The 21,741-nt window shown below is 55.1% G+C and carries 18 protein-coding genes; 11 read left to right on the forward strand and 7 right to left on the reverse strand.

The features are described 5' to 3' along the window. The first annotated feature begins 17 nt into the window (after positions 1-17). From rho to DSL70_RS01445, 6 genes are all read left to right on the forward strand, one after another. The gene (gene rho, locus DSL70_RS01420) at positions 18-1,283 is read left to right on the forward strand and encodes a transcription termination factor Rho (RefSeq protein ID WP_119306098.1); all 1,266 of its coding nucleotides are present in this window, start codon (positions 18-20) and stop codon (positions 1,281-1,283) included. A gap of 307 nt (positions 1,284-1,590) precedes the next feature. Continuing rightward, positions 1,591-2,934 carry a tRNA uridine-5-carboxymethylaminomethyl(34) synthesis GTPase MnmE gene (mnmE, locus tag DSL70_RS01425; RefSeq protein ID WP_119306099.1) on the forward strand — a complete coding sequence of 448 codons (1,344 nt, stop codon included), beginning with the start codon at positions 1,591-1,593 and terminating at the stop codon, positions 2,932-2,934. Between the two features lie 312 nt (positions 2,935-3,246). Then, positions 3,247-5,091: a tRNA uridine-5-carboxymethylaminomethyl(34) synthesis enzyme MnmG gene (gene mnmG, locus DSL70_RS01430; protein WP_119306100.1), complete on the forward strand. Its 1,845-nt coding sequence runs from the start codon at positions 3,247-3,249 to the stop codon at positions 5,089-5,091. A 74-nt stretch (positions 5,092-5,165) separates the two neighbouring features. Continuing rightward, positions 5,166-5,813, forward strand: coding sequence for a 16S rRNA (guanine(527)-N(7))-methyltransferase RsmG (gene rsmG / locus DSL70_RS01435; RefSeq protein WP_119306101.1), 648 nt, complete (start codon positions 5,166-5,168; stop codon positions 5,811-5,813). Between the two features lie 28 nt (positions 5,814-5,841). Next, a complete protein-coding gene (locus DSL70_RS01440) occupies positions 5,842-6,672 on the forward strand; it encodes a ParA family protein (protein WP_119306102.1) in 831 nt (276 codons plus the stop codon). Positions 6,673-6,753: 81 nt separating this feature from the next. Then, a complete protein-coding gene (locus tag DSL70_RS01445; protein ID WP_119306103.1) occupies positions 6,754-7,623 on the forward strand; it encodes a ParB/RepB/Spo0J family partition protein in 870 nt (289 codons plus the stop codon). A gap of 189 nt (positions 7,624-7,812) precedes the next feature. Here the strand turns inward: DSL70_RS01445 and DSL70_RS01450 are convergent, their stop codons facing one another. The 4 genes from DSL70_RS01450 to leuS form a co-directional block, all read right to left on the reverse strand. Beyond that, a complete protein-coding gene (locus tag DSL70_RS01450) occupies positions 7,813-9,069 on the reverse strand; it encodes a TCR/Tet family MFS transporter (protein WP_119306104.1) in 1,257 nt (418 codons plus the stop codon). A gap of 209 nt (positions 9,070-9,278) precedes the next feature. Beyond that, positions 9,279-10,313, reverse strand: coding sequence for a DNA polymerase III subunit delta (holA, locus tag DSL70_RS01455; RefSeq protein ID WP_119306105.1), 1,035 nt, complete (start codon positions 10,311-10,313; stop codon positions 9,279-9,281). Positions 10,314-10,395: 82 nt separating this feature from the next. Further along, positions 10,396-10,932: an LPS assembly lipoprotein LptE gene (gene lptE / locus DSL70_RS01460; protein ID WP_162916274.1), complete on the reverse strand. Its 537-nt coding sequence runs from the start codon at positions 10,930-10,932 to the stop codon at positions 10,396-10,398. Then, on the reverse strand, positions 10,919-13,537 hold the full coding sequence (gene leuS / locus DSL70_RS01465; RefSeq protein ID WP_119306107.1) for a leucine--tRNA ligase: 2,619 nt from the start codon (positions 13,535-13,537) through the stop codon (positions 10,919-10,921). The genes lptE and leuS overlap by 14 nt, the downstream gene beginning before the upstream one ends. Positions 13,538-13,953: 416 nt before the next feature. On the opposite strand from leuS, the gene DSL70_RS01470 reads away from it, so the two are divergent. Further along, positions 13,954-14,628 (forward strand): YggS family pyridoxal phosphate-dependent enzyme, encoded by a 675-nt coding sequence (locus DSL70_RS01470; RefSeq protein WP_119306108.1) that lies wholly within the window; start codon positions 13,954-13,956, stop codon positions 14,626-14,628. An 86-nt stretch (positions 14,629-14,714) separates the two neighbouring features. Here the strand turns inward: DSL70_RS01470 and DSL70_RS01475 are convergent, their stop codons facing one another. Then, positions 14,715-15,245, reverse strand: coding sequence for a L,D-transpeptidase family protein (locus DSL70_RS01475; RefSeq protein ID WP_119306109.1), 531 nt, complete (start codon positions 15,243-15,245; stop codon positions 14,715-14,717). Positions 15,246-15,603: 358 nt separating this feature from the next. Between DSL70_RS01475 and cowN the strand changes: the two genes are divergently transcribed. From cowN to DSL70_RS01490, 3 genes are all read left to right on the forward strand, one after another. Beyond that, positions 15,604-15,903 carry a N(2)-fixation sustaining protein CowN gene (gene cowN / locus DSL70_RS01480; RefSeq protein ID WP_119306110.1) on the forward strand — a complete coding sequence of 100 codons (300 nt, stop codon included), beginning with the start codon at positions 15,604-15,606 and terminating at the stop codon, positions 15,901-15,903. Between the two features lie 192 nt (positions 15,904-16,095). After that, on the forward strand, positions 16,096-16,779 hold the full coding sequence (locus tag DSL70_RS01485) for a response regulator transcription factor (RefSeq protein ID WP_119306111.1): 684 nt from the start codon (positions 16,096-16,098) through the stop codon (positions 16,777-16,779). Positions 16,780-16,906: 127 nt separating this feature from the next. Then, on the forward strand, positions 16,907-17,419 hold the full coding sequence (locus DSL70_RS01490) for a cyclic nucleotide-binding domain-containing protein (protein WP_119306112.1): 513 nt from the start codon (positions 16,907-16,909) through the stop codon (positions 17,417-17,419). Positions 17,420-17,573: 154 nt separating this feature from the next. On the opposite strand, the gene acs is transcribed toward DSL70_RS01490, so the two are convergent. Both acs and DSL70_RS01500 read right to left on the reverse strand, forming a co-directional pair. Then, a complete protein-coding gene (acs, locus tag DSL70_RS01495; protein ID WP_119306113.1) occupies positions 17,574-19,514 on the reverse strand; it encodes an acetate--CoA ligase in 1,941 nt (646 codons plus the stop codon). A 463-nt stretch (positions 19,515-19,977) separates the two neighbouring features. Further along, positions 19,978-21,048, reverse strand: a complete 1,071-nt coding sequence (locus DSL70_RS01500) for an ornithine cyclodeaminase (RefSeq protein ID WP_119306114.1) — start codon at positions 21,046-21,048, stop codon at positions 19,978-19,980. A 242-nt stretch (positions 21,049-21,290) separates the two neighbouring features. On the opposite strand from DSL70_RS01500, the gene DSL70_RS01505 reads away from it, so the two are divergent. Further along, positions 21,291-21,734 (forward strand): Lrp/AsnC family transcriptional regulator, encoded by a 444-nt coding sequence (locus DSL70_RS01505; RefSeq protein ID WP_119306115.1) that lies wholly within the window; start codon positions 21,291-21,293, stop codon positions 21,732-21,734. The last annotated feature ends 7 nt before the right edge of the window (positions 21,735-21,741 follow it).

Consider the following 21,741-nt stretch of genomic DNA (forward strand, 5'->3'; position numbering starts at 1 on the left):
TATATGAGAGTTTCGCTATGCGCGAAATGAAATTAAAAGAACTCAAACAAAAATCTCCAACAGAGCTATTGAACTTTGCTGAAGAGCTCGAGGTCGAAAATGCCAGCACGCTGCGAAAGCAGGAGCTGCTTTTTGCGATCCTCAAACAGCTAGCAGAACAGGAAACCGATATCATCGGCGAAGGTGTCGTCGAGGTATTGCAGGATGGTTTCGGTTTTCTGCGGTCACCAGATGCAAACTATCTGCCTGGCCCCGACGATATCTATATTTCACCTTCTCAGATCCGGCGCTTTTCCTTGCGTACGGGTGATACGGTGGAAGGACATATTCGCAGCCCGAAGGAAGGCGAACGCTATTTTGCCCTTCTGAAGGTGAATACTGTCAATTTTGAAGATCCGGACAAAGCGCGCCACAAGGTGCATTTTGATAACCTGACGCCATTGCATCCTGATGAACGGTTCAAGCTGGAATCGACCGATCCGGAAGGCAAGGACATGTCCAGCCGTGTGATCGATCTGGTCGCTCCGCTTGGCAAAGGTCAGCGCGCCCTGATCGTTGCGCCTCCGCGTACCGGTAAAACCGTGCTGTTGCAGAATATCGCCAAGTCGATCACTGCAAACCATCCGGATAGCTGTCTCATTGTCCTTCTGATCGACGAGCGCCCTGAAGAGGTGACCGACATGAAGCGGACGGTGAATGGCGAAGTGGTTTCCTCCACCTTCGATGAGCCGGCTTCCCGCCATGTGCAGGTTGCTGAAATGGTCATCGAAAAGGCAAAGCGCCTGGTGGAACATGGCCGTGACGTGGTTATTCTTCTTGATTCCATCACGCGTCTTGGGCGTGCCTACAACACGGTTATTCCGTCTTCGGGCAAGGTTCTGACCGGTGGTGTCGATGCCAACGCATTGCAGCGTCCAAAGCGCTTCTTCGGTGCGGCTCGTAATATCGAGGAAGGTGGCTCACTGACAATCATCGCGACAGCCCTTATCGATACGGGCAGCCGCATGGACGAAGTCATCTTCGAAGAATTCAAGGGCACGGGTAACGCCGAAATCGTTCTTGATCGCAAGGTATCCGACAAACGTATCTTCCCGGCGATGGACATTCTCAAGTCCGGTACCCGCAAGGAAGAGCTCATGGTCGAGCGCAAGGATCTGCAGAAGGTTTTCGTTCTGCGTCGTATTCTTGGTGCCATGAACAATGTCGACGCCATCGAGTTCCTGCTCGACAAGCTGCGGTCGACCAAGAACAATGCCGAATTCTTCGACAATATGAATACCTGATCGCCGGGCTTGCTCTCACATTGGGCTTGCCCGAAGGCGAACAAAAGACTAGAAAGCCGTCTGACAGTCGTCAGGCGGCTTTTTCTTTTGTGGCATCTCATCAGCCATGGCGTCGTCTTATCGACAGGCGGACTTTTCCCAGGTGGTGAGAGACTGTCATGTCAGCCAAATGATCCGAACCCGCTTGCGGCTTTCTTCGGATGATCCAGACAAACCGGTTTGTGCAGATAGATTCGGTGCTGAAACAATCATATTTTCAGTCGATCAGAGAGCGTTTCCATCATTCGGAACCGTCAGGAAAACAGTCATGACGCAAGATACCATTTTTGCCCTTTCGAGCGGTGCGGTGCCTGCCGGTGTTGCAGTGATTCGTCTGTCTGGCCCCAAGGCCCGCGCAGTCATGAACAGGCTGATCGACAAGGAACCCAAGCCGCGTTTTGCCGCTCTGCGCTACATTACCCATCCGGACAGCGGGGATGTGATCGATCAGGCGCTGGTGATCTATTTTCCCGACACGAAATCCTTTACGGGCGAGGATGCGGTTGAATTTCATCTGCATGGCGGTCGGGCTGTCGTCAAGGCGATGCTTGCACTGCTTGGCAGCTTTGATGGCTGCCGGATGGCTGAAGCAGGGGAGTTTACCCGGCGGTCGTTTGAAAACGGCAAATATGATCTTACCGCAGTGGAAGGACTGTCCGACCTTATTCATGCGGAAACGGAAAATCAGCGCAAGCAGGCGATCCGGCAGGCAAGCGGTGCGCACAAGAGCGTGATTGACGGCTGGCGCGAGACGCTGCTGCATGCGCGCAGCATGATCGAGGCCGAGCTCGATTTTTCCGATGAAGAGGATATTCCGGGTGCGATTTCCGATGTGATCTGGCCAAAGCTGCGCGAACTGAAAGCCGATATCGAGCGACATCTCTCCAAGGCCGATCATGGCGAGCGGTTGCGCAATGGTCTGACGGTGGTGCTGGCTGGTCATCCCAATGCGGGCAAATCATCCTTGCTGAACTGGTTTGCCAAGCGAGACGTTGCCATCGTTACGGAAGAGGCGGGGACGACGCGCGATCTTCTGGAGCTGCATCTCGATATCGAAGGCTACCCGGTGACGATGATCGATACGGCCGGTTTGCGCGAGTCCGACAATATTGTCGAGCGGGAAGGGATTCGCCGCGCCTTGGAAAAAAGCGAAAATGCCGACCTGTTGATAGAAGTGGTGGATGGTCAACATCCGGAAGCTCGGGTGGAGCTAAACAGCACTGCACGGCGGATGGTCCTGTTCAACAAGATCGACAGGATCGATTCGGACCCGTTTCATGCAAAAAGCATAGAAAAGGGCGAAGATCCGGCGTTTTTTGCTTCGGTGAAGGCTGGAATTGGCATGGATGTCTTTTACGATTCGTTTGTGAAACAAATCGAATCCCTGTTTGATGGCGCTGAAGATGTGCTAATCACGCGTGAGCGGCACAAGAAATTGCTGAGCTCGTGTGTGGATAATGTTAATAAATCGCTTATCTATACAGATTCCCCTATCGAAATCCGGTCTGAATATTTGCGGCAGGCTGGGGATGAGTTGGGGAAAATCACTGGAAGAATTGATGTCGAGGAAATGCTCGGTGTTATTTTTTCACAGTTCTGTGTGGGTAAATAGTGGATCGTTTCACGTGAAACATAGTTTTTGAAATTCGCGATTGACTCTGTTTCACGTGAATCACGAATCGATAAATCTACCTAGAATGTTTCACGTGAATCTGAGAGAGTGCGCAGAATTGTGCGAGATTTTCTGTTTCACGTGAATCCTGAAAACTGGGTCTGTTCAGGCTATCATGTGAGATGTAAACAAGATCTGAAGAAATGGATCCTGGAAATCGTCTCCTGTCGGAACCCACTTATGTGGCGTCGTTGGGTGAGATGTGAATTTGAAGCGCCAGATGGTGCTTTTCTCGAAATGAGAGGGTTTTGAATGAACCAGTTCGATGTGGTGGTTGTTGGTGGTGGACATGCTGGTGCCGAGGCTGCGGCTGCGGCTGCCCGTGTCGGCGCGTCTGTGGCGCTGGTTACGCATAGTCGCAATACCATCGGCGTGATGTCCTGTAATCCGGCAATCGGCGGGTTGGGGAAGGGCCACCTCGTTCGGGAGATTGACGCACTGGGCGGTGTCATGGGGCTGGCTGCCGACAGGGGCGGGATCCAGTTTCGTCTCCTCAATCGGCGCAAGGGTCCGGCCGTGCAGGGACCACGGGCGCAGGAAGATCGAAAACTCTATCGTGATGCCGTTCAGGCGCTGCTGTTCGATATCCCGACTCTTACTGTCATCGATGGTGAGGTCGCGGATATGGCTATTGTAAACGGGCAGGTGACGGGCGTTACTCTGGCGAATGGTGCCGAGATTGCCTGTGGTGCGGTCGTGTTGACAACGGGTACGTTCCTGCGCGGGCTCATTCATATCGGGCAGAAGAGTTTCTCTGCCGGGCGGATGGGCGACCCTGCCGCCAATGACCTGTCGCTGCGGTTGATGTCGGAGAATTTCCGTCTTGGCCGCCTGAAAACCGGAACACCGGCACGACTCAACGGTAACACCATCGACTATTCATCATTGGGAACACAGCCGGGTGATGATGAGCCCGTGGCCTTCTCCTATTTGACGGACAAGATCACGACGCCTCAGATTGATTGCCATGTGACCCGTACTGTCGACAAGACCCACAAGATCATTCGCGATAATATCCATAAATCCGCCATGTATTCGGGCCGAATCGAAGGGGTGGGGCCGCGCTATTGTCCGTCCATCGAGGACAAAATCAATCGCTTTGGCGACCGCGATGGCCATCAGGTGTTTCTGGAGCCTGAAGGGCTGGACGTGGATACGGTCTATCCGAACGGCATTTCCACGTCGCTGCCTGAAGATGTTCAGGATGCCTATATCCATTCCATTCCCGGTCTCGAAAATGTCGAGATCAAGCAGTATGGCTATGCGATCGAATATGACTATATCGATCCTACCGAGCTGAAGGCGACGCTTGAAACCAAGCGGGTGTCCGGGCTTTATCTGGCCGGGCAGATCAATGGTACGACCGGTTACGAAGAAGCCGGGGCTCAGGGTTTGATTGCCGGTCTCAATGCTGCCCGGCAGTGTGGTGGTCAGGATGGTGTGGTGCTCGGCCGGTCCGATGCCTATATCGGCGTGATGATCGATGACCTCGTCACCCGTGGGGTGATGGAGCCTTATCGGATGTTTACGTCCCGTGCAGAATATCGTCTGTCGCTTCGGGCCGACAATGCCGACCAGCGGCTGACCGGGAAGGCGGATACTTGGGGGTTGATCGACGATGCACGACGCAAGAGTTTCAATCACAAGAAGGAAGAACTGGAAGCCATTTCGGCTCTGGCGCGGGAAAAAAGCCTGACACCGAACGAGGCTGAGCGCCATGGGTTGAAGATCAACAAGGACGGGCAGCGCCGCAGTGTCTATGAGTTACTGGCCTATCCGGATCTGGATCTTGATCGGCTGACGGCGGTGTGGCCCGAGTTTGGGAATTTCTCGAAGGGTGCGCGCAAGCAGCTGGAAGTGGAGGCGCTCTATCAGGTCTACATGGAACGTCAGACCGATGATATCGAGACCTTCAAGAAGGATGAGGCTCTGGCCATTCCGACAAATCTGGAATTTGATGCGATCAACGGTCTGTCCAACGAGCTCAAGCAGAAGCTCAGTCGCGTCCGACCGCAGACACTGGGGCAGGCCTCGCGCATTGACGGCATGACGCCTGCCGCCCTGACGCTGGTATTGGCGCATAGCAAGCGGATGTGATTTCAAGAAGATGGAAGATAACGGGAGCGGGGAGAGGTCCCTGTTTCGTTGTCTTCAATGAATGGATGAAGCAAATGGACGACAAGACACGCGGCATCGAGCTGATTTCTTCCATGCTCCCGGTTTCACGTGAATCCGTGGACAAGCTGGATGCTTACGCGGCGCTGGTGAGAAAGTGGCAACCGGCGCAGAACCTGGTGGCGCCCAAGACACTGGACGAAATCTGGGTGCGGCATATCGCTGACAGCGTGCAGATTCATGCAGCGTGTCCCGAGGCCCGCTACTGGATCGATTTGGGGTCGGGGGCTGGCTTTCCGGGTCTGGTGACAGCAATTCTGCTGGATGATCTGGGAGAGGACTATCGGGTCAATCTTATTGAGAGTAACGGGCGCAAGGGCAGCTTCCTCAAGACAGTGGCGCGTGAGCTTGGATTGAAGGTGGTTGTGCATGGCGACAGAATCGAATCGGTGCTTGAAAACTGGTCCGATCCGGTCGATGCCTTCAGTGCCCGGGCGCTTGCATCCTTCGATAAATTGTGCGGCTTTATTCATCCCCATATTTCTGAAAGTTGTGTGGGTGTTTTCCACAAAGGCCGGGACTTTGATCGAGAATTGAGCGAGGCTAGTGTCCGCTGGAATGTAGATCTGGTACAACAAAGCAGCAGGACAGATCCGGATGCGAGGGTCGTCATTCTGCGCCGCTTATCACCCAAAAACGCATAGTCAAACAAATGCGAAGTGAGGCTACTTCATGAGTTCACTGCCTGAATCTCCCCGCGTTCTGACCCTGGCCAATCAGAAGGGCGGCGTTGGGAAAACAACGACTGCAATCAATTTGGGTACCGCTCTGGCGGCGATTGGAGAGACCGTTCTGATCGTGGATGTGGATCCTCAGGGTAACGCGAGCACCGGGCTCGGGATTGATCGTCAATCGCGCAATATTTCGACGGCAGAGCTTCTTCTGAACGAAGCCACGTTGATGGAAGCTGCGATTCCGACAGCGGTTCCGCGCCTGTCTGTTGCTGCCTCGACCATGGATCTGCTTGGTCTTGAACAGGAAATTTCAGGTGACAAGGATCGTGCCTTCCGGTTGCGCCGGGCCATTGAACGGCATGGCGAAATGGGTGACAGGATCCCGGAAGACAAGCGTTTCACCTATGTTCTGATTGATTGCCCACCATCCCTCAACCTCCTGACTATCAATGCCATGGCTGCAGCTCACTCAATTCTGGTGCCATTGCAGTGCGAGTTCTTTGCGCTTGAAGGTTTGACGCAGCTCATTCAGACTGTGAATCAGGTGAAAGGCGCACTCAATCCGGAGTTGTCGATTCATGGTATCGTGATGACCATGTATGATAGCCGCAACAATCTCTCCAATCAGGTGGTGGCAGATGTGCGGGAACATATGGGTGACAAGGTCTATGAGACGATCATTCCGCGTAATGTGCGGGTTTCTGAAGCGCCATCCTATGGCAAACCGGCGCTGCTTTATGATTTGAAATGTTCCGGTAGCCAGGCCTATCTCAAGCTCGCTTCGGAGATCATTCAGCGCGAGAAGAAGTTGCGTAACAAGGCTGCCTGAAGAAGGTGGTTTCACATTGACAAGAGGGAAGTCTTATCCGGGTGAAGCGGTCGCGCTGCGGGTTTGATGGGAATGCGGAAAATGACGAAAAAGCCAGTTGAAGGTAAACGGTTGGGACGCGGATTAGCCGCTCTCATTGGTGATATGGATAACGAAGCGCAGGCGATCGAGCGGGCTCGCTCCCAGCGCCGCATTCCGATTGAATTCCTGCGGCCAAACCCGAGGAACCCGCGTCGTGATTTCATCGAGAAGGATCTCGATGATCTGACCCGTTCGGTCAAGGAAAAGGGCATCATGCAGCCCATTCTCTGCCGTCCAGTTGACGGGCGTAGCGATTCCTTTGAAATCATCGCCGGTGAGCGTCGCTGGCGTGCCGCCCAGGCTGCCGGTCTTCATGAAGTGCCGGTGCTCATTCATGACGTCAATGACAAGGAAGCTCTTGAGCTTGCCATTATCGAAAACGTTCAGCGTGCTGACCTTAATGCTCTGGAAGAAGCATTGGGCTATGATCAGCTGATCGCAGAGTTCGACTATACGCAGGCGGAGCTGGCCGATGTCATTGGCAAGAGCCGTTCGCATGTTGCCAACACCCTGCGTTTGCTGAAGCTGCCGGAAAGCATCAAGGATTACCTCAAAAAGGGTGAGTTGACGGCTGGTCACGCCCGTGCGCTGATTACGGCGGAAAATCCGGAGGAACTGGCCCGCCGCATTGTTGAAGACGGCATGACCGTGCGTGATGCTGAAAAGGCAGGGCAGGAAAAGGACAAGAATCCGAAGGAACCGAAGCCGAAGAAGGAAAAAGACGCCGATACGGTGGCTTTGGAAAAGCGCCTGACGGATCGCCTTGGCTGGAATGTCTTCATCGCGCCGAAGAAGAAGGGCGGCGAATTGAAGATCCAGTATAAGTCACTAGAGCAGCTCGACGCGATTATTTCCATTCTCGAAAAATGAGACGGGTTCATAGTGGATTTTGAAAGGGGGCTTCGGCTCCCTTTTTTGTTGCCGACTGATTCACGTGAAACGAATTTATCGTTTGATTCGATGACTCTAGGGCTTTGTCGAGAAGTTTGGCAGCTCACGCTCTCATTTGAGTCGTGTTAAGGGACGGGTAGGGGCCAGCCAAAAGAAAAAAATTGCTGTCTAGTGGTCGGTTTTCGCGTTTGAGCGAGGGCTGGTCGACGCAATGGCGCGTTGGAGCGGCCACAAGGTGATGAGGGCGATCAGCCCGGCCACGCCAAAAGTTCCAGCCGGGAAGTAGTGCGATGTTCCCTGTTCGCTGAAAAAGGAGAAGGTGTGGGTCATGATCAGCGGACTGAGAATTGCCGTCAGGGACATGATCGATGAAATTCCGCCCTGCAACTCACCCTGTGCATTGGCCGGAACCCGATTGGAGACCAGCCCCTGCAGTGCCGCCATGCCGACGGCTCCAATGGCGATGACTGGCAGGCCTGCCATCAGAACCCAGCCTTTGGTGATGAAAAGAAAGGCCAACATGCCCAGCGCTTCGATTGAAATGCCGATGAAGGCCACGGTCTTTTCTTCGAACCAGTTGAGCATCAGACGGATCAGAAAGACCTGCACCAGCGCATAGAAAAAGCCATAGATTCCGAGTGATATGCCCGTTTGCAGGCTCGACCAGCCAAAGACTTCGCGGGTGAAAAAGGGGAAGACGGTGGGGTAGATCTGTGTCGCCAGATGGAAGAAGAAAAAGGCGGCGAAAAACAGGACGATTCCGGGTGTCTTTGTCGCCTGGATCAATGTTCCAATCGGGTTGGCGCGGCGCCATTCAAAGGGACGGCGATTTTCTGGCTCCAGGGTTTCGGGAAAGATGAAATAGCCGTAGAGCAGGTTCAGAACGGTCAAACCAGCGGCGAAGAAAAAGGGTGCCACCACGCTGATTTCTGCAGTCAATCCGCCGATAACCGGCCCGGCAATGAAACCAAGGCCGAATCCGGCGCTGACAAGGCCGAAATTGCGGGTTTTTTCTTCCGGTTTTGAGATATCTGCCACGAAGGCGAGGGCACAGGTGTGGGTTGCTCCGGTGATACCGGAAAGCAGGCGGGCGATGAACAGCAGTACGAGGGATCCTGCAAAGCCCATGATCAGATAATTGATGCCCATGAAAGCCAGCGAGACCAGCATCACCGGCCGCCTGCCGAAACGGTCAGACAGGTTACCCAGCGTCGGCCCCATGAAAAACTGCATGGCGGCATAGACAAAGCTCAGATAGCCGCCATAGACCGCTGCATCGCTAAGGGTTGCGTGGGTCAGATGTTGCAAAAGGTCAGGCATCACCGGCATGATCAGGCCAATCCCCATGGCATCCAGAAAGACCGTTATGAGTGCAAAGAAGGCGGAATGTCTTCTTGATGATGGTGACAATTTCGCTTCTTGCATGGGGTCGGTACTCTCTAGGATCGCGAGTCTTCCGGCGCTGTTGCATGCTGCGCCCAGTCTGATTGCCTGTTGCACTCTGACATATAGATAAACCTAAAAACTTAAGAAAAATGTTCGATAGATTCACGTGAAACGATCATGCAGATGCGCGCGCCATCCTGCGACCAGAACCGCTGGGCAAGTGGGAATTTCATCGGAATTGGAAGGGGTTAGCGTGCGCTTCTCTGGGCTGTTGCCGCGATCATCATCAGCGTGTCGGAAATGACCGTCTGGGAGAGCGTGTAGTTCTTGCGGCTGTTGGCAAGGCTCTGGGAGAGCAGTTCGCAGGCGCGAGAGGCGTTTCTGCTGCTCCAGATGCGCAATTGGCTCTGAATGAGGGGTTTGCGCTTGAAATGCAGCATCGGGGCGGCCTTGTCGAGCGCCGTCTGGGGCGGTGTGCCCTTGTCCAGAAGATGCAGGCAGCGTTCCAGCATCTGGAAATGGCGCAAGGCAGCCGAACCGATCACAGACGGGTTCTGACCCGATCCAAGGATCTGTTCCAGCCGCCTGTCCAGCTCACCAGTGTTTCCAAGTGCTGCGGAATCGATGATCATGTCGATCTGCTGGTTGGAGGCGTCTCCGACGATGTCTTCAATGTGCTGCTCGGTGATTTCACCGTCGTCCATTGCATAAAGGCAGAGTTTCTGCACCTCGGCACGGGAGGCCATACGGTCGGCGCCCAGATTGTCCAGCAGCATCGTTCTGGCATTTTGGGTGATAGTGAGCCCCGCCAGAGCAATTTCTTCGTCTATGATGCCGTTGAGGGCTTCTCTGGCGTCCATATAACAGGGCAGGGCCACGGCGCTGAAGGCATTTTCGATGGCCTTGCGCATGGGAACCGACTTCTTGAGATCGGCTGCCTTGATGATGATGAAGGCGTCCTTCGGCGGCGTGTTGAGCACCGGCTCAAGGGCAGGCATGATGGACTTGTTGCCGCTCATCTGGATGGTGATCACGCGGCAGCCGCCAAACATCGAAATGGTATTGGCCTCGTCTGCGAGCCGCAGGGGATCGTTGGCCAGATCGGCCGAATCGAGACGGACGACGGCAAAGGGGTCGGAATTGTTTTTCAGATAGGTCTGGGCCAGGCGATCTGCGCGTTCAGTGACCAGACCGGTGTCCTGGCCATAGATCAGGATGACCTTGTGGGAGAGGTTGGGCTTGACCAGATAGGCGTCGATCATGTTGGCCTTGATTTGTGCCATATCCTACCTCTGGAGCGCGAGAGAATCAGAAATCTTCAGGAAAAACAGAGCTTTAGGAGAATTCTGAAGCTCTGTTTGAGGATCATGTGCCGGCAGCAAAGAAGGCCGAAAGACGGAGCTGGATGTCATTGGCAATCTGCTCGGCGGCGCGGTTCTCGGCGTCAAGGCTGGCTCGGTCATTGGCAAATCGCTGGGTGCTTCTGGCATATTCCGCCGTAAAGAAGCTGGAGCCCTTGGTGGCAACCGTCTTGTCGGAAAGCCGGATCAGCTGATAGTTGGCCGTCAGGCTTACACGGGTCGTCGTGGCAAGGCCGGTACCGCTTTCAATGGTCAGGTCATCGCTGGATTTCTTGACATCAAAGGACAGCTTGTAGGCGGGCGCTGCCGGCTCGCCGCCGCCAGTGAAGGAGAAGACGAGACTGTTGCGGATTTCCTGCTCGAGGCGGGTCTTGGCTTCGGCAATGTCTACAGAGGAAAGCTCGGTAGACAGGGATTGCCCAGACGCGGTCGTGGAGGAATAAAGCGGACGGACCTGACAGGCGGAAAGTCCAAGACCGAGGCCCAGAAAGAGGGCCAGGGTCAGAATTTTCGTCTTGCTATGTTTGTCAGATAACAACATTGACGATCCTTTTGGGCACGACAATGACCTTGCGCGGAGCCTTGCCATCCAGTGCTTTGATTACGGGTTCAGATGCGAGTACAGCCTTTTCGATTGTATCGTTATCTGCGTCCGCAGCAACGGTTATTTCACCACGCTTCTTGCCGTTGACCTGAATTGGAAGCGTGACTTCATCTTCCATCAACATGGCGCTGTCCGCTTTTGGCCAGGCTTGTGTTGAAACCATGCCGTCCATGCCAAGCTCGGACCAGCATTCTTCGGCCAGATGCGGCATCATCGGAGAACACATCAACAGCAGCAACTGCATGGATTCATTGACAACCCAGCCCAGCGAGGCGTCGGCAGACAGCTTTTCGGGTTTTGCATCGACGGCAATCGCATTGACCAGCTGATAGATCTGGGCAACGGCGCGGTTGAAGCCGAGCTGCTCGATGTTGCTTTCCACATTGGCCAGCGTCTTGTGGGCCAGTTTGCGCAAGGCCAGAGCCTCGCCAGAGAGGCTTTCAGGCTTGCTGAGCGTTGCAGAGCCAAGGAATTCCGACACGTCGGCTGTCAGGCGCCAGATGCGCTGGATGAAGCGATGGGCGCCTTCGGCACCGGCTTCGGTCCAGATGACGTCCCGTTCCGGAGGGCTGTCAGAGAGCATGAACCAGCGGGCAGTGTCGGCGCCGTAGGTTTCAATGATGTCGGTCGGATCCACGGTGTTCTTCTTGGATTTCGACATCTTCTCGATGGAGCCGATGGTGATGGTTTCGCCGGTTTCCTTGTGAACAGCGCTTCGTTTGCCGTCCTTTTCGGTGACTGTGATCTCTGCCGGGGAAACCCAGCGGCCATCTTCGCCCTTGTAGGTCTCATGCACGACCATGCCCTGCGTGAACAGGCCCTTGAAGGGTTCCTTGACGTTCATGTGGCCAGTGGCGCACATGGCGCGGGCAAAGAAGCGGGAATAGAGCAGATGCAGAATAGCATGCTCGATACCGCCGATATACTGATCAACCGGCAGCCATTCGTCGACAGCCTTTTTGTCGGTCGGATTGGTTTCCCAAGGCGCGGTAAAGCGGGCGAAATACCAGGAACTGTCCACGAAGGTGTCCATGGTGTCGGTTTCGCGCCTTGCAGGCTTGCCGCATTTCGGGCAGGCGCAGTCGCGCCAGGTCGGATGACGATCGAGCGGGTTGCCCGGCTTGTCGAAGGTGATGTCTTCGGGCAGCTTGATCGGCAGGTTTTCTTTCTTTTCCGGAACGACGCCGCAGTCCGGGCAGTGGACCATCGGGATCGGGCAGCCCCAGTAGCGCTGACGGGAAATACCCCAGTCACGCAGACGATACTGGGTCTTGCGCAGGGCCTGAGGCTTGTCGCCGATGATGACGGCTTCCAGCTTGGAGGCAACCGCATCCTTGGCGTCCACGATGGACATGCCGTCGAGGAATTCGGAATTGAAGATGGTGCCTTCGCCGGTGTAGGCCTCGTCGGCCACATCGAAGGAAGCAGGATCGGCGTCTTTTGGCAGCACGACCGGGGTGACCGAAAGGCCATATTTGCGGGCGAAATCAAGGTCGCGCTGGTCGTGGGCCGGGCAACCGAAGATGGCGCCGGTGCCGTAGTCCATCAGAATGAAGTTGGCGACATAAATCGGCAATTCAATAGAAGAATCAAGAGGATGGATTACCTTCAGGCCGGTGTCGAACCCGAATTTCTCGGCCGTTTCCAGCTCCGCTGCCGAGGTGCCCATGCGGTGACATTCGTCAACAAATGCCTGCAGCTCGGGATTGTCCTTCGCCAGTTCCCTGGTCAGCGGATGATCGGCGGAAAGGCCCATGAAGGATGCACCGAACAGCGTGTCCGGGCGCGTGGTGAAGATTTCGACTTCGGTGTGGCCGTGGATTGGCTCGCGCAGTTGGAAGCGTACCTGAAGGCCTTCGGACTTGCCGATCCAGTTGCGCTGCATCAGGCGAACCTTGTCCGGCCAGCGGTCGAGATTGTCGATTTCGGAGAGCAGGTCGTCGGCATAGTCGGTGATCTTGAAGAACCACTGGGTCAGCTCGCGCTGCTCGACCTCGGCACCGGAGCGCCAGCCCTTGCCATCGATAACCTGTTCGTTGGCCAGAACCGTCTGGTCTACCGGGTCCCAGTTGACCTTGGCGTTCTTGCGATAGGCGAGGCCCTTTTCGACGAAATCGAGGAACAGCATCTGCTGACGATGGTAATAGTCGACGTCACAGGTGGCGAATTCCCGCTCCCAATCCAGCGACAGGCCCATCAGCTTGAGCTGGGCGCGCATGGTGGCGATGTTTTCGTAGGTCCAGTCCTTGGGGTGGATCTTGTGCTGCATGGCGGCATTCTCAGCCGGCATGCCGAATGCGTCCCAGCCCATCGGGTGCAGAACATTGAAGCCCTTGGCGCGTTTGTAGCGCGCGACAACATCACCCATGGTGTAGTTGCGAACATGGCCAATATGAATGCGACCAGACGGATAGGGGAACATCTCCAGCACGTAATATTTGGGCCGTGGGTCGTCATTCGTGGTTTTGAAGATTTTCTGGGTATCCCAGGTCTGTTGCCAGCGAATTTCCGCTTCGCGTGCGTTGTAGCGTTCATTAGCCATGGATCGTCGCCAATGCCTCGTCTCTAGAGCAAGTTCGGTAATCCGGAAATCAGCGAAAATGCTCTATTCTTTTGTATTTATGCGAATCCCTGCCCAGAAAGTCGAACCACTTTCCGAGGATGCGCTCCAAGTCACTTTCAGGGCCGACCATCATCAGAATTCCTACCTTCCGTCAAGCCCTTTAAGCCCATATAGGCCTCTGAGGCGGTTCAATCTTGCGATGAAGCCGCCGAGAGGCTAATTTATCGTGCATAATGCAGGGAAACCAGCGCATAAAGTGTCTGGACCAGTGAACAACTCATCCATATGATGAGCGTGCTGGATTTTATCGTTTCCGGCATCAGTCAGGTGCATTTTCGAGCTGTTTTATCAGAGTCTTTTGCCGAAAATGCTTTCAAGAGGATTATGAAAACAAGATGAGTATATCGTCCCATTTGGCAGAGGTTAAACAGGCCATAGCGGAGTGCGAAAAGGAAGCCGGACGGGAGGATGGGAGCGTTTCACTCATCGCTGTTTCAAAGACCTTTGATGCCGATACGGTCGAAAAGGTGCTGAAAGTCGGTCAGCGGGTTTTCGGAGAGAACAAGGTTCAGGAAGCCAAGGGCAAATGGCCGCAGTTGCGCGAGAAATATGACGATGTCGAGTTGCATCTGATTGGCCCGCTGCAATCCAACAAGGCCAAGGACGCGGTTGCCCTGTTCGACGTCATCCATACTATCGATCGCAAGAAGATCGCGCGGGCCATTCGCGTCGAAATGGAAAAGCAGAGCAAGGAACTGGGGTTGTTCATCCAGATCAACACCGGCGCCGAGCCGCAGAAAGCGGGCATTCTACCTGATGACGCCGATGATTTTATCAGTTTTTGCCAGGTGGAGCTTGGCCTCGGCATTCGCGGCCTGATGTGCATTCCGCCGTTCGATGAAGATCCCAAGCCTCATTTCAAGCTGCTGCGCAAGATTGCCAAGCGCAATGACATTCGGGAATTGTCCATGGGCATGAGCTCCGACTTCAGGGAAGCGATCAAGCAGGGCGCGACCTATGTTAGGGTTGGCAGTGCCATTTTTGGCGATCGCAAGAAAAAGCTGGCCTGAACCATCTTTTGCACGACACATCTGCTCTGAAGCTCTGAAGCTCTGGGCCGAAGGCCTGGCCGCTGTCGTTCGCCCTCTCTTTTCCGTCAGCGGGTGATGGTGAGCCTGGTTTCCGGGGAAATCACGGCCAGCAGATGGCGCAGGTCGGGTTTGGCAAGGGCAATGCAGCCTTCCGTGGGGCTATAGCCCCGCCGGGCCACATGCATGAAGAGCGCACTGCCACGCCGGTTGGCGCGCGGCTCAATGTTGATATCCAGCACCAGCACCAGATCATAGAGATCATCATCACGCCACATGCGCTCGTGGGATGCCGAAAACGGCAATTGCACCAGACGGTTATAGTTCGGGTGACCGGGGGCATCGCACCAGCCCATGTTCTTTTCGAGCCGGAAGAAGGGGAGAGCGGAGACCGGGCGCCTTTCCTTGTCCGGGCGGTAGAAGCCATAGAGGATGCGGGTTTGTATCAGCGGTGTGACGCCGTTGCCTTCAAGTTTGATCGGGCCAAGGCCGCTGCGGCCTAGGGCGCAGGGTATCGTGCGGGAGCCAAAGGACAACAGTCCCATGGTGGTCTGCCGCGGCTTCTTGCGTAGCGTGATTTCTCCAAGCATTTCAGTCATGGCGATGCAGCTCCCTGCCGGATGATGTCTGTTGGCTTTAGCATTGTTGTGAAGGTGACGAAAGCCTCTGTTTGTTGGTCGGAAAAATTACATTCGCTCATCCAAAACTATGCATTTATGGGAATTTCTTTCTCAAATTTCTTACTCAAAGGCGCGATCAAGTGAAAATTATTCCATTTGGCGTTCCTGTTGCCTCGGCTCTTTCTACCTCTCGCATGAGGCGTGGTGCGGCATTCATCTTGCATCGAAGGTTTTTCATCGCTGTGGCTTGCTTGGCAAGGCCTCGGTTGATGATTTGTTCAGGTGTTGCAAGAAGGATCCGGAAAGCTGAAGCACCGGTCCTTGAGAAGGGTGAAAGATGTCTCAGGAAGAAACAGATACCGATCGCTATGTGAGTTTTATCGGGATTGAATGCGACCGCAATGCGGAAAGGATTGTTGAGTATATTGAACGGCTTGCACATGGTCCAGCCAAGGACAATGCCTATTGGCAGGCTTTTCTGACCAAGATCGAGAAAAGCCGGTCGGGTGATACCGCTACAGGGGACGCGCTGTTTCTAGTGCATTCGCACATCAACCTCATTCGTGACCTGTTCGAAGACTATGAGGACGAAGAGGCGGCGGCTCTGCTGGAGAAAGTGGAAATCGAATGTTGCTGAACCGGAGCTGAGGAAAAACGGGTCATGACGGCGACGTGATTTGCCGTGATTTGAAAATCATTTAGGCTGTTCTTAAGTGCAAGCAGATCTTGTCTGGCTCGTGAGTGTTTCTATCTATAGAATATTCGCCAGGAGTCCGGCGACGAGGCCTTGATATTGTGTGACTTCGAACCATCCGGGAGCATGAGACAGATGACAGCTAGAAAGATTTTGCTGGTTGATGACGACACCGAACTGCGTGAAGCATTGATCGAACAGCTGTCGCTCTACGAGGAATTCGAAATCACGCAGGAAGACTGCGCTGCCGACGCGTTGCGGGCAGCCCGTTCGGATCACTATGATCTGCTGATCGTTGATGTCGGGTTGCCAGACATGGACGGTCGCGAGGCCGTCAAGCTGTTGCGCAAGGGCGACTTCCGGGCACCGATCATCATGTTGACCGGCCATGACACGGACTCGGATACCATTCTGGGGCTGGAAGCCGGCGCCAACGACTATGTCACCAAACCGTTTCGCTTTGCCGTGCTGCTCGCCCGTATCCGGGCCCAGTTGCGTCAGCACGAGAATAGCGAAGATGCGACCTTTACGGTCGGTCGCTTCACCTTCAAGCCTGCGGCGAAGATTCTGGCCGACGAATCAGGCGGCAAGGTGCGATTGACGGAAAAAGAGACCTCGATTTTGAAATATCTCTATCGGTCGGGGGACAAACCGGTCAGTCGCGATGTGCTGTTGCACGAAGTCTGGGGCTACAATTCCGGTGTGACAACCCACACTCTGGAAACCCACATCTATCGCTTGCGGCAGAAAATAGAGAAAAACCCCTCCAATGCCGAATTGCTGATCACAGAATCGGGCGGATACAAGCTGGTGCCGTAAGGCGCTTCTGTTCGGCTGCCGCCTGAAGATGCCGCCAACAAGGGTCTGATGCTGCTTGACATGGCACGATAGAACTCGCCTATAGTGGGGCAGTTTTATCGGATTCTCATCGGGTTGAAAGACGTCTATGAGCCTGACAAGTGATATCGACCTGCTCAAGCGGGTCTCCTTCTTCAATGATTTTGACAATGACCAGTTGCGCCTGTTGGCCTTTGGCGCAGAAATGCGCGCCTATCGTGCCAAGCAGGTGATTTTCCGGCAGGGCGATCTGGCCGATTCCGGCTTTGTCATCACCGAAGGGCAGGTTCGGATGACCATTTCGGCAAACGGGTTTGACGTGCAGAGCCAGATCCTTGGTGCTGGCAGCCTGATCGGGGAAATGGCGCTGATGGCAGAGACGCGCCGGTCCGCCATGGCCACCGCAATCGAGGACGTGAGGGTCATTCAGATCCGGCGGGTCACCTTCCGACGCGTCATGGATGAATATCCCGAACTGGCGGCCATCATTCACGACCGGGTTGCCGGGCGTCTGGCTGGTCTGGTTGGGGATCTGGAACTGGTCCGCTCCAAGCTCGGCGATGGCAGCGAAGAGACCATGTCGCTGGAAGAGGTGGAAAGCTTCGTCCAGCGGGATCACTAGCTTTTCTCTCCCTTCATCCGTTTCACTCTACAAGGACTGCGGTCAACGGCTGGTGACGATTGCCGGAGAGTTGGTCGCCGCGCACAAACAAAAACTGCAGGGTTTTGGCCCTGCAGTCGTGTTTTTGGTCGTATTTTCTTGGCGCTTTCCGGTTCTACCGGTTCTGGCGATTGTCAATCAGATCCTCGACAACGCTCGGGTCTGCAAGGGTCGAGGTGTCACCCAGTGAGCCGAAGTCGTCTTCGGCGATCTTGCGCAGAATGCGGCGCATGATCTTGCCGGAACGGGTTTTCGGCAGGCCCGGCGCGAACTGGATGAGGTCTGGCGAAGCAATCGGCCCGATCTCATGGCGGACCCAGTCACGCAGTTCCTTGCGCAGCTCTTCGCTTTCCTCTTCGCCTTCCATCAGGGTGACATAGACATAGATGCCCTGACCCTTGATGTCGTGCGGATAGCCCACCACGGCGGCCTCGGAGACCTTTTCATGGGCGACGAGGGCGCTTTCCACTTCTGCGGTGCCCATGCGATGTCCGGAAACGTTGATCACGTCATCGACGCGACCGGTGATCCAGTAGTAGCCGTCCTTGTCGCGACGCGCGCCGTCGCCGGTGAAGTAGTAGCCCTTGAAGGTCTCGAAATAGGTCGAGACAAAGCGGTCGTGATCGCCAAAGACCGTGCGCATCTGGCCCGGCCAGCTGTCGGCGATGCAGAGCACGCCCTCGCATTCGGTTTCAAGGACTTCGTTGCCCATGCTGTCGAGCATGACCGGCTGGACGCCGAAGAAGGGCCGGGTGGCCGATCCGGGTTTGAGGTCGGTGGCGCCGGGCAGAGGCGTGATCAGGATACCGCCGGTCTCAGTCTGCCACCAGGTGTCGACAATCGGGCAGCGTTTCTTGCCAACAACTTCATAATACCATTTCCAGGCTTCCGGGTTGATGGGCTCACCCACGGATCCCAGAATGCGCAGCGAAGAAAGATCCGCTTTTTCAACATGTTCCGTGCCAGCACCCATCAGCGAGCGGATGGCTGTCGGGGCGGTGTAGAAGATGTTGACCTTGTGTTTCTCGCACACATCCCAGAAACGGGACGGAGACGGGTAGGTCGGCACGCCTTCGAACATCAGGGTCGTGGCGCCATTGGCCAGCGGACCGTAGACGATGTAGGAATGGCCGGTCACCCAGCCCACATCGGCCGTGCACCAATAGATGTCGCCGTCGTGATAGTCGAAGACATATTGATGGGTCATCGACGCATAGACCAGATAGCCACCGGTGGTGTGCACTACGCCCTTTGGCTTGCCGGTGGAGCCGGAGGTATACAGAATGAAGAGCGGATCTTCGGCGTTCATCGGCTCCGGCGGGCAATCGGCAGACGCCTTGTCTACCATGTCCTGATACCAGACGTCACGGCCATCAACCATTGGCACGTCGCCACCGGTGCGCTTGACCACGAGGGTCTTGACGGTGTGGCCAACCTTTTCTAGGGCCGTATCGACGTTGGTCTTCAGCGGCACCCTGCGGCCGCCACGCAGACCCTGATCGGCGGTCACAACCAGCTTAGCCTCGCAGCCATTGATACGGTCGGCCAGGGCGTCTGGCGAAAAGCCGCCGAAAACGATGGAATGGATGGCACCGATGCGGGCGCAGGCCAACATGGCATAGGCCGCCTCCGGGATCATAGGCAGATAGAGAATGACGCGATCGCCCTTGCCAACGCCCATGTCCTTGTAGGCATTGGCCAGTTTGCAGACCCGTTCGTAGAGCTGATTGTAGGTGATGTGCGCATCGTCTGCCGGATCATCACCCTCCCAGATGATGGCGGTCTGGTCGCCGCGGCTTTCAAGGTGGCGGTCGATGCAGTTGGCGGCCACGTTCAGCTCACCGTCTTCGTACCACTTGATGGAAACATTGTGGTAGTCGAAGGATGTGTTCTTCACGATGGTGTAGGGCTTGATCCAGTCGATGCGTTTGCCCTGCTCTGCCCAGAAGGCCTGCGGATCTTCCACGGACTGTTTGTACATCGACAAATAGGCGTCGTTGTCGATCAGGGCATGTGATGCCACATCCGCCGGTACAGGATAGACGTTCTCCGACATGCGTTCCTCCCAGAACTCGTCTATTGAAACTGTGCACCATAGTGGTGTGCTTGCTTGGTGCGGTGATGCTCGAAGGCTGTTTTGCGAACTATTATGCTTAGGCGATAGCAGAGCGTCTACTCGAGCGGTATTGCTCTTTGGTAGGTAATATGAATGTATTACCGTTATCTGTCGCGGGTGGAACAAGAAACCATCCCACCAATGGATGAGTGAATTGCGGCATAAGTCCAATATTCAGAAAAACAGATGCCTCTTTCTTCTGTCTATTCTTTCCTGTTCTGAGCAGCTCTGGATATTCGCGAAGGTTATCTGGATCGTTTCTTTGGATTTACGAAAAAGGCGGTTAATCATCCCATTGTCTAGGGGAAAACCCCGATGTCAAAAGTGGCCGGAATAAACAAAAGGCCACCGCACTGGGCAGTGGCCTTTGTCTGAGTTCTGATTGGGTATGATCGTGTGAACGCTATTCTGCTGCAACCATTGCCTTCTCTGCCCGGCGTACCATGCCATAGAGGTCACGCGGCTCGTCCGGATCGGCCAGCATGTCGAGGTCGTCATAGAAGCGGGTGCCCTTGATGACGTCGTGGATGTAACGCAGGGCCGAGAAATCCTCGATGGCGAAACCGACGGAATCGAACAGCGTGATCTGGCTTTCCGAGGTGCGGCCTTCTTCCTGTCCGGTCATCACTTTCCAGAGTTCCTTGACCGGGTGATCCGGTGCCAACTGCTGGATTTCGCCTTCGATTCGGGTCTGCGGCGGGTATTCGACAAAAATGTCAGACCGGCGCAGGATATCCGCGTGCAATTCGGTCTTGCCCGGACAGTCGCCGCCGATGGCATTGATGTGCTGGCCCGAGCCGACCATGTTGTCGGTCAGGATCGTGGCGCACTGCTTGTCGGCGGTGCAGGTGGTGATGATGTCGGCGCCGGCCACGCATTCCTGATGGCTTGAGGTGCGGATGACCTTGAGGCCCGAATCCCTGAGGTTGAACTCGGCTTTGTCGGTGGCAATCGTATCGATGTCATAAAGGCGTACGGTGTCGATTCCGCAGATGCGCTTGAAGGCCAGTGCCTGGAATTCACATTGCGCACCGTTTCCGATGATCGCCATGACCCTGGCATTCTTGGGTGCCAGATATTTGGCGGCCATCGCCGAAGTGGCGGCGGTTCTGAGGGCCGTTAGAATGGTCATTTCCGTCAGCAGCACGGGATAGCCGGTGTAGACATCGGCCAAAAGGCCGAAGGCTGTGACCGTCTGCAGGCCTTCCTTGGTGTTTTTCGGGTGGCCGTTGACATATTTGAAGCCATAGACCTCGCCGTCACTGGTTGGCATCAGCTCAATTACGCCTTCCTTGGAATGAGAGGCGATGCGCGGAGTCTTGTCAAAGCTTTCCCACCGTTTGAAATCGCTTTCAATCTGGGCCGCGATCCCTTCGATGGCTTCTTCGACGCCGATGGAGAGGATCAGTTTCATCATGTTGTCGACGCTGACAAAGGGGACAAGATTGAGAGAGTCTTTGCGGGGGGCTGTCATGTCAAAAGTTTCCTGAATTCTTTGAGAAAACGGCAAGGCCTGCCGAAGGATCGGATGGGAGCGCGGATCAAACGGCGCTCACCATCGCTTGATGGATTACGTCGGCGATTCAAGAATAGCGGGACAAATTTTCAGACAAAATGGCAAAACTCCTCAATAAATGATAAGCCATTATCAAAATTCAAAGCAAAAATTGCACAATTCGGCAATTTCAGCATTTCTCTCGAGAGGAGCCAGGGCCAATGAGCACGCAACAGGCTAAGCATATTTTCGATCAGCTGGACAAGGATCTCATTTCCCTGCTGCGTCATGACGGGCGGGCGCCCTTGTCCAAACTTGCCGATATCCTGCATGTGTCGCGTGGCACGGTGCAGAACCGGCTGGACAGGTTGATGGAATCAGGGGCTGTGCTAGGCTTCACCGTTCGGGTGCGGGAGGATTATGAGCTGGATGGTATCCGGGCGATCATGCTGATCGAGGTGGTCGGCAAGTCAACCTCGCAGGTGATCCGCAAGCTTCGGGGCATGCCGGAGCTGCATACCCTGCACACGACCAACGGGGCGTGGGATCTTGTGGCGGAGATTCAGGCCGCGTCCCTGTCGGATTTTGATCGGGTGCTCAGGGAGGTCCGTCTTATCGAGGGGGTGCTGAACAGCGAAACCAGCATTCTGCTCAGCACGATCTGAAGGCTCG

Origin of the sequence: Cohaesibacter haloalkalitolerans (assembly GCF_003574655.1) — a bacterium.
Lineage (GTDB): Bacteria > Pseudomonadota > Alphaproteobacteria > Rhizobiales > Cohaesibacteraceae > Cohaesibacter > Cohaesibacter haloalkalitolerans.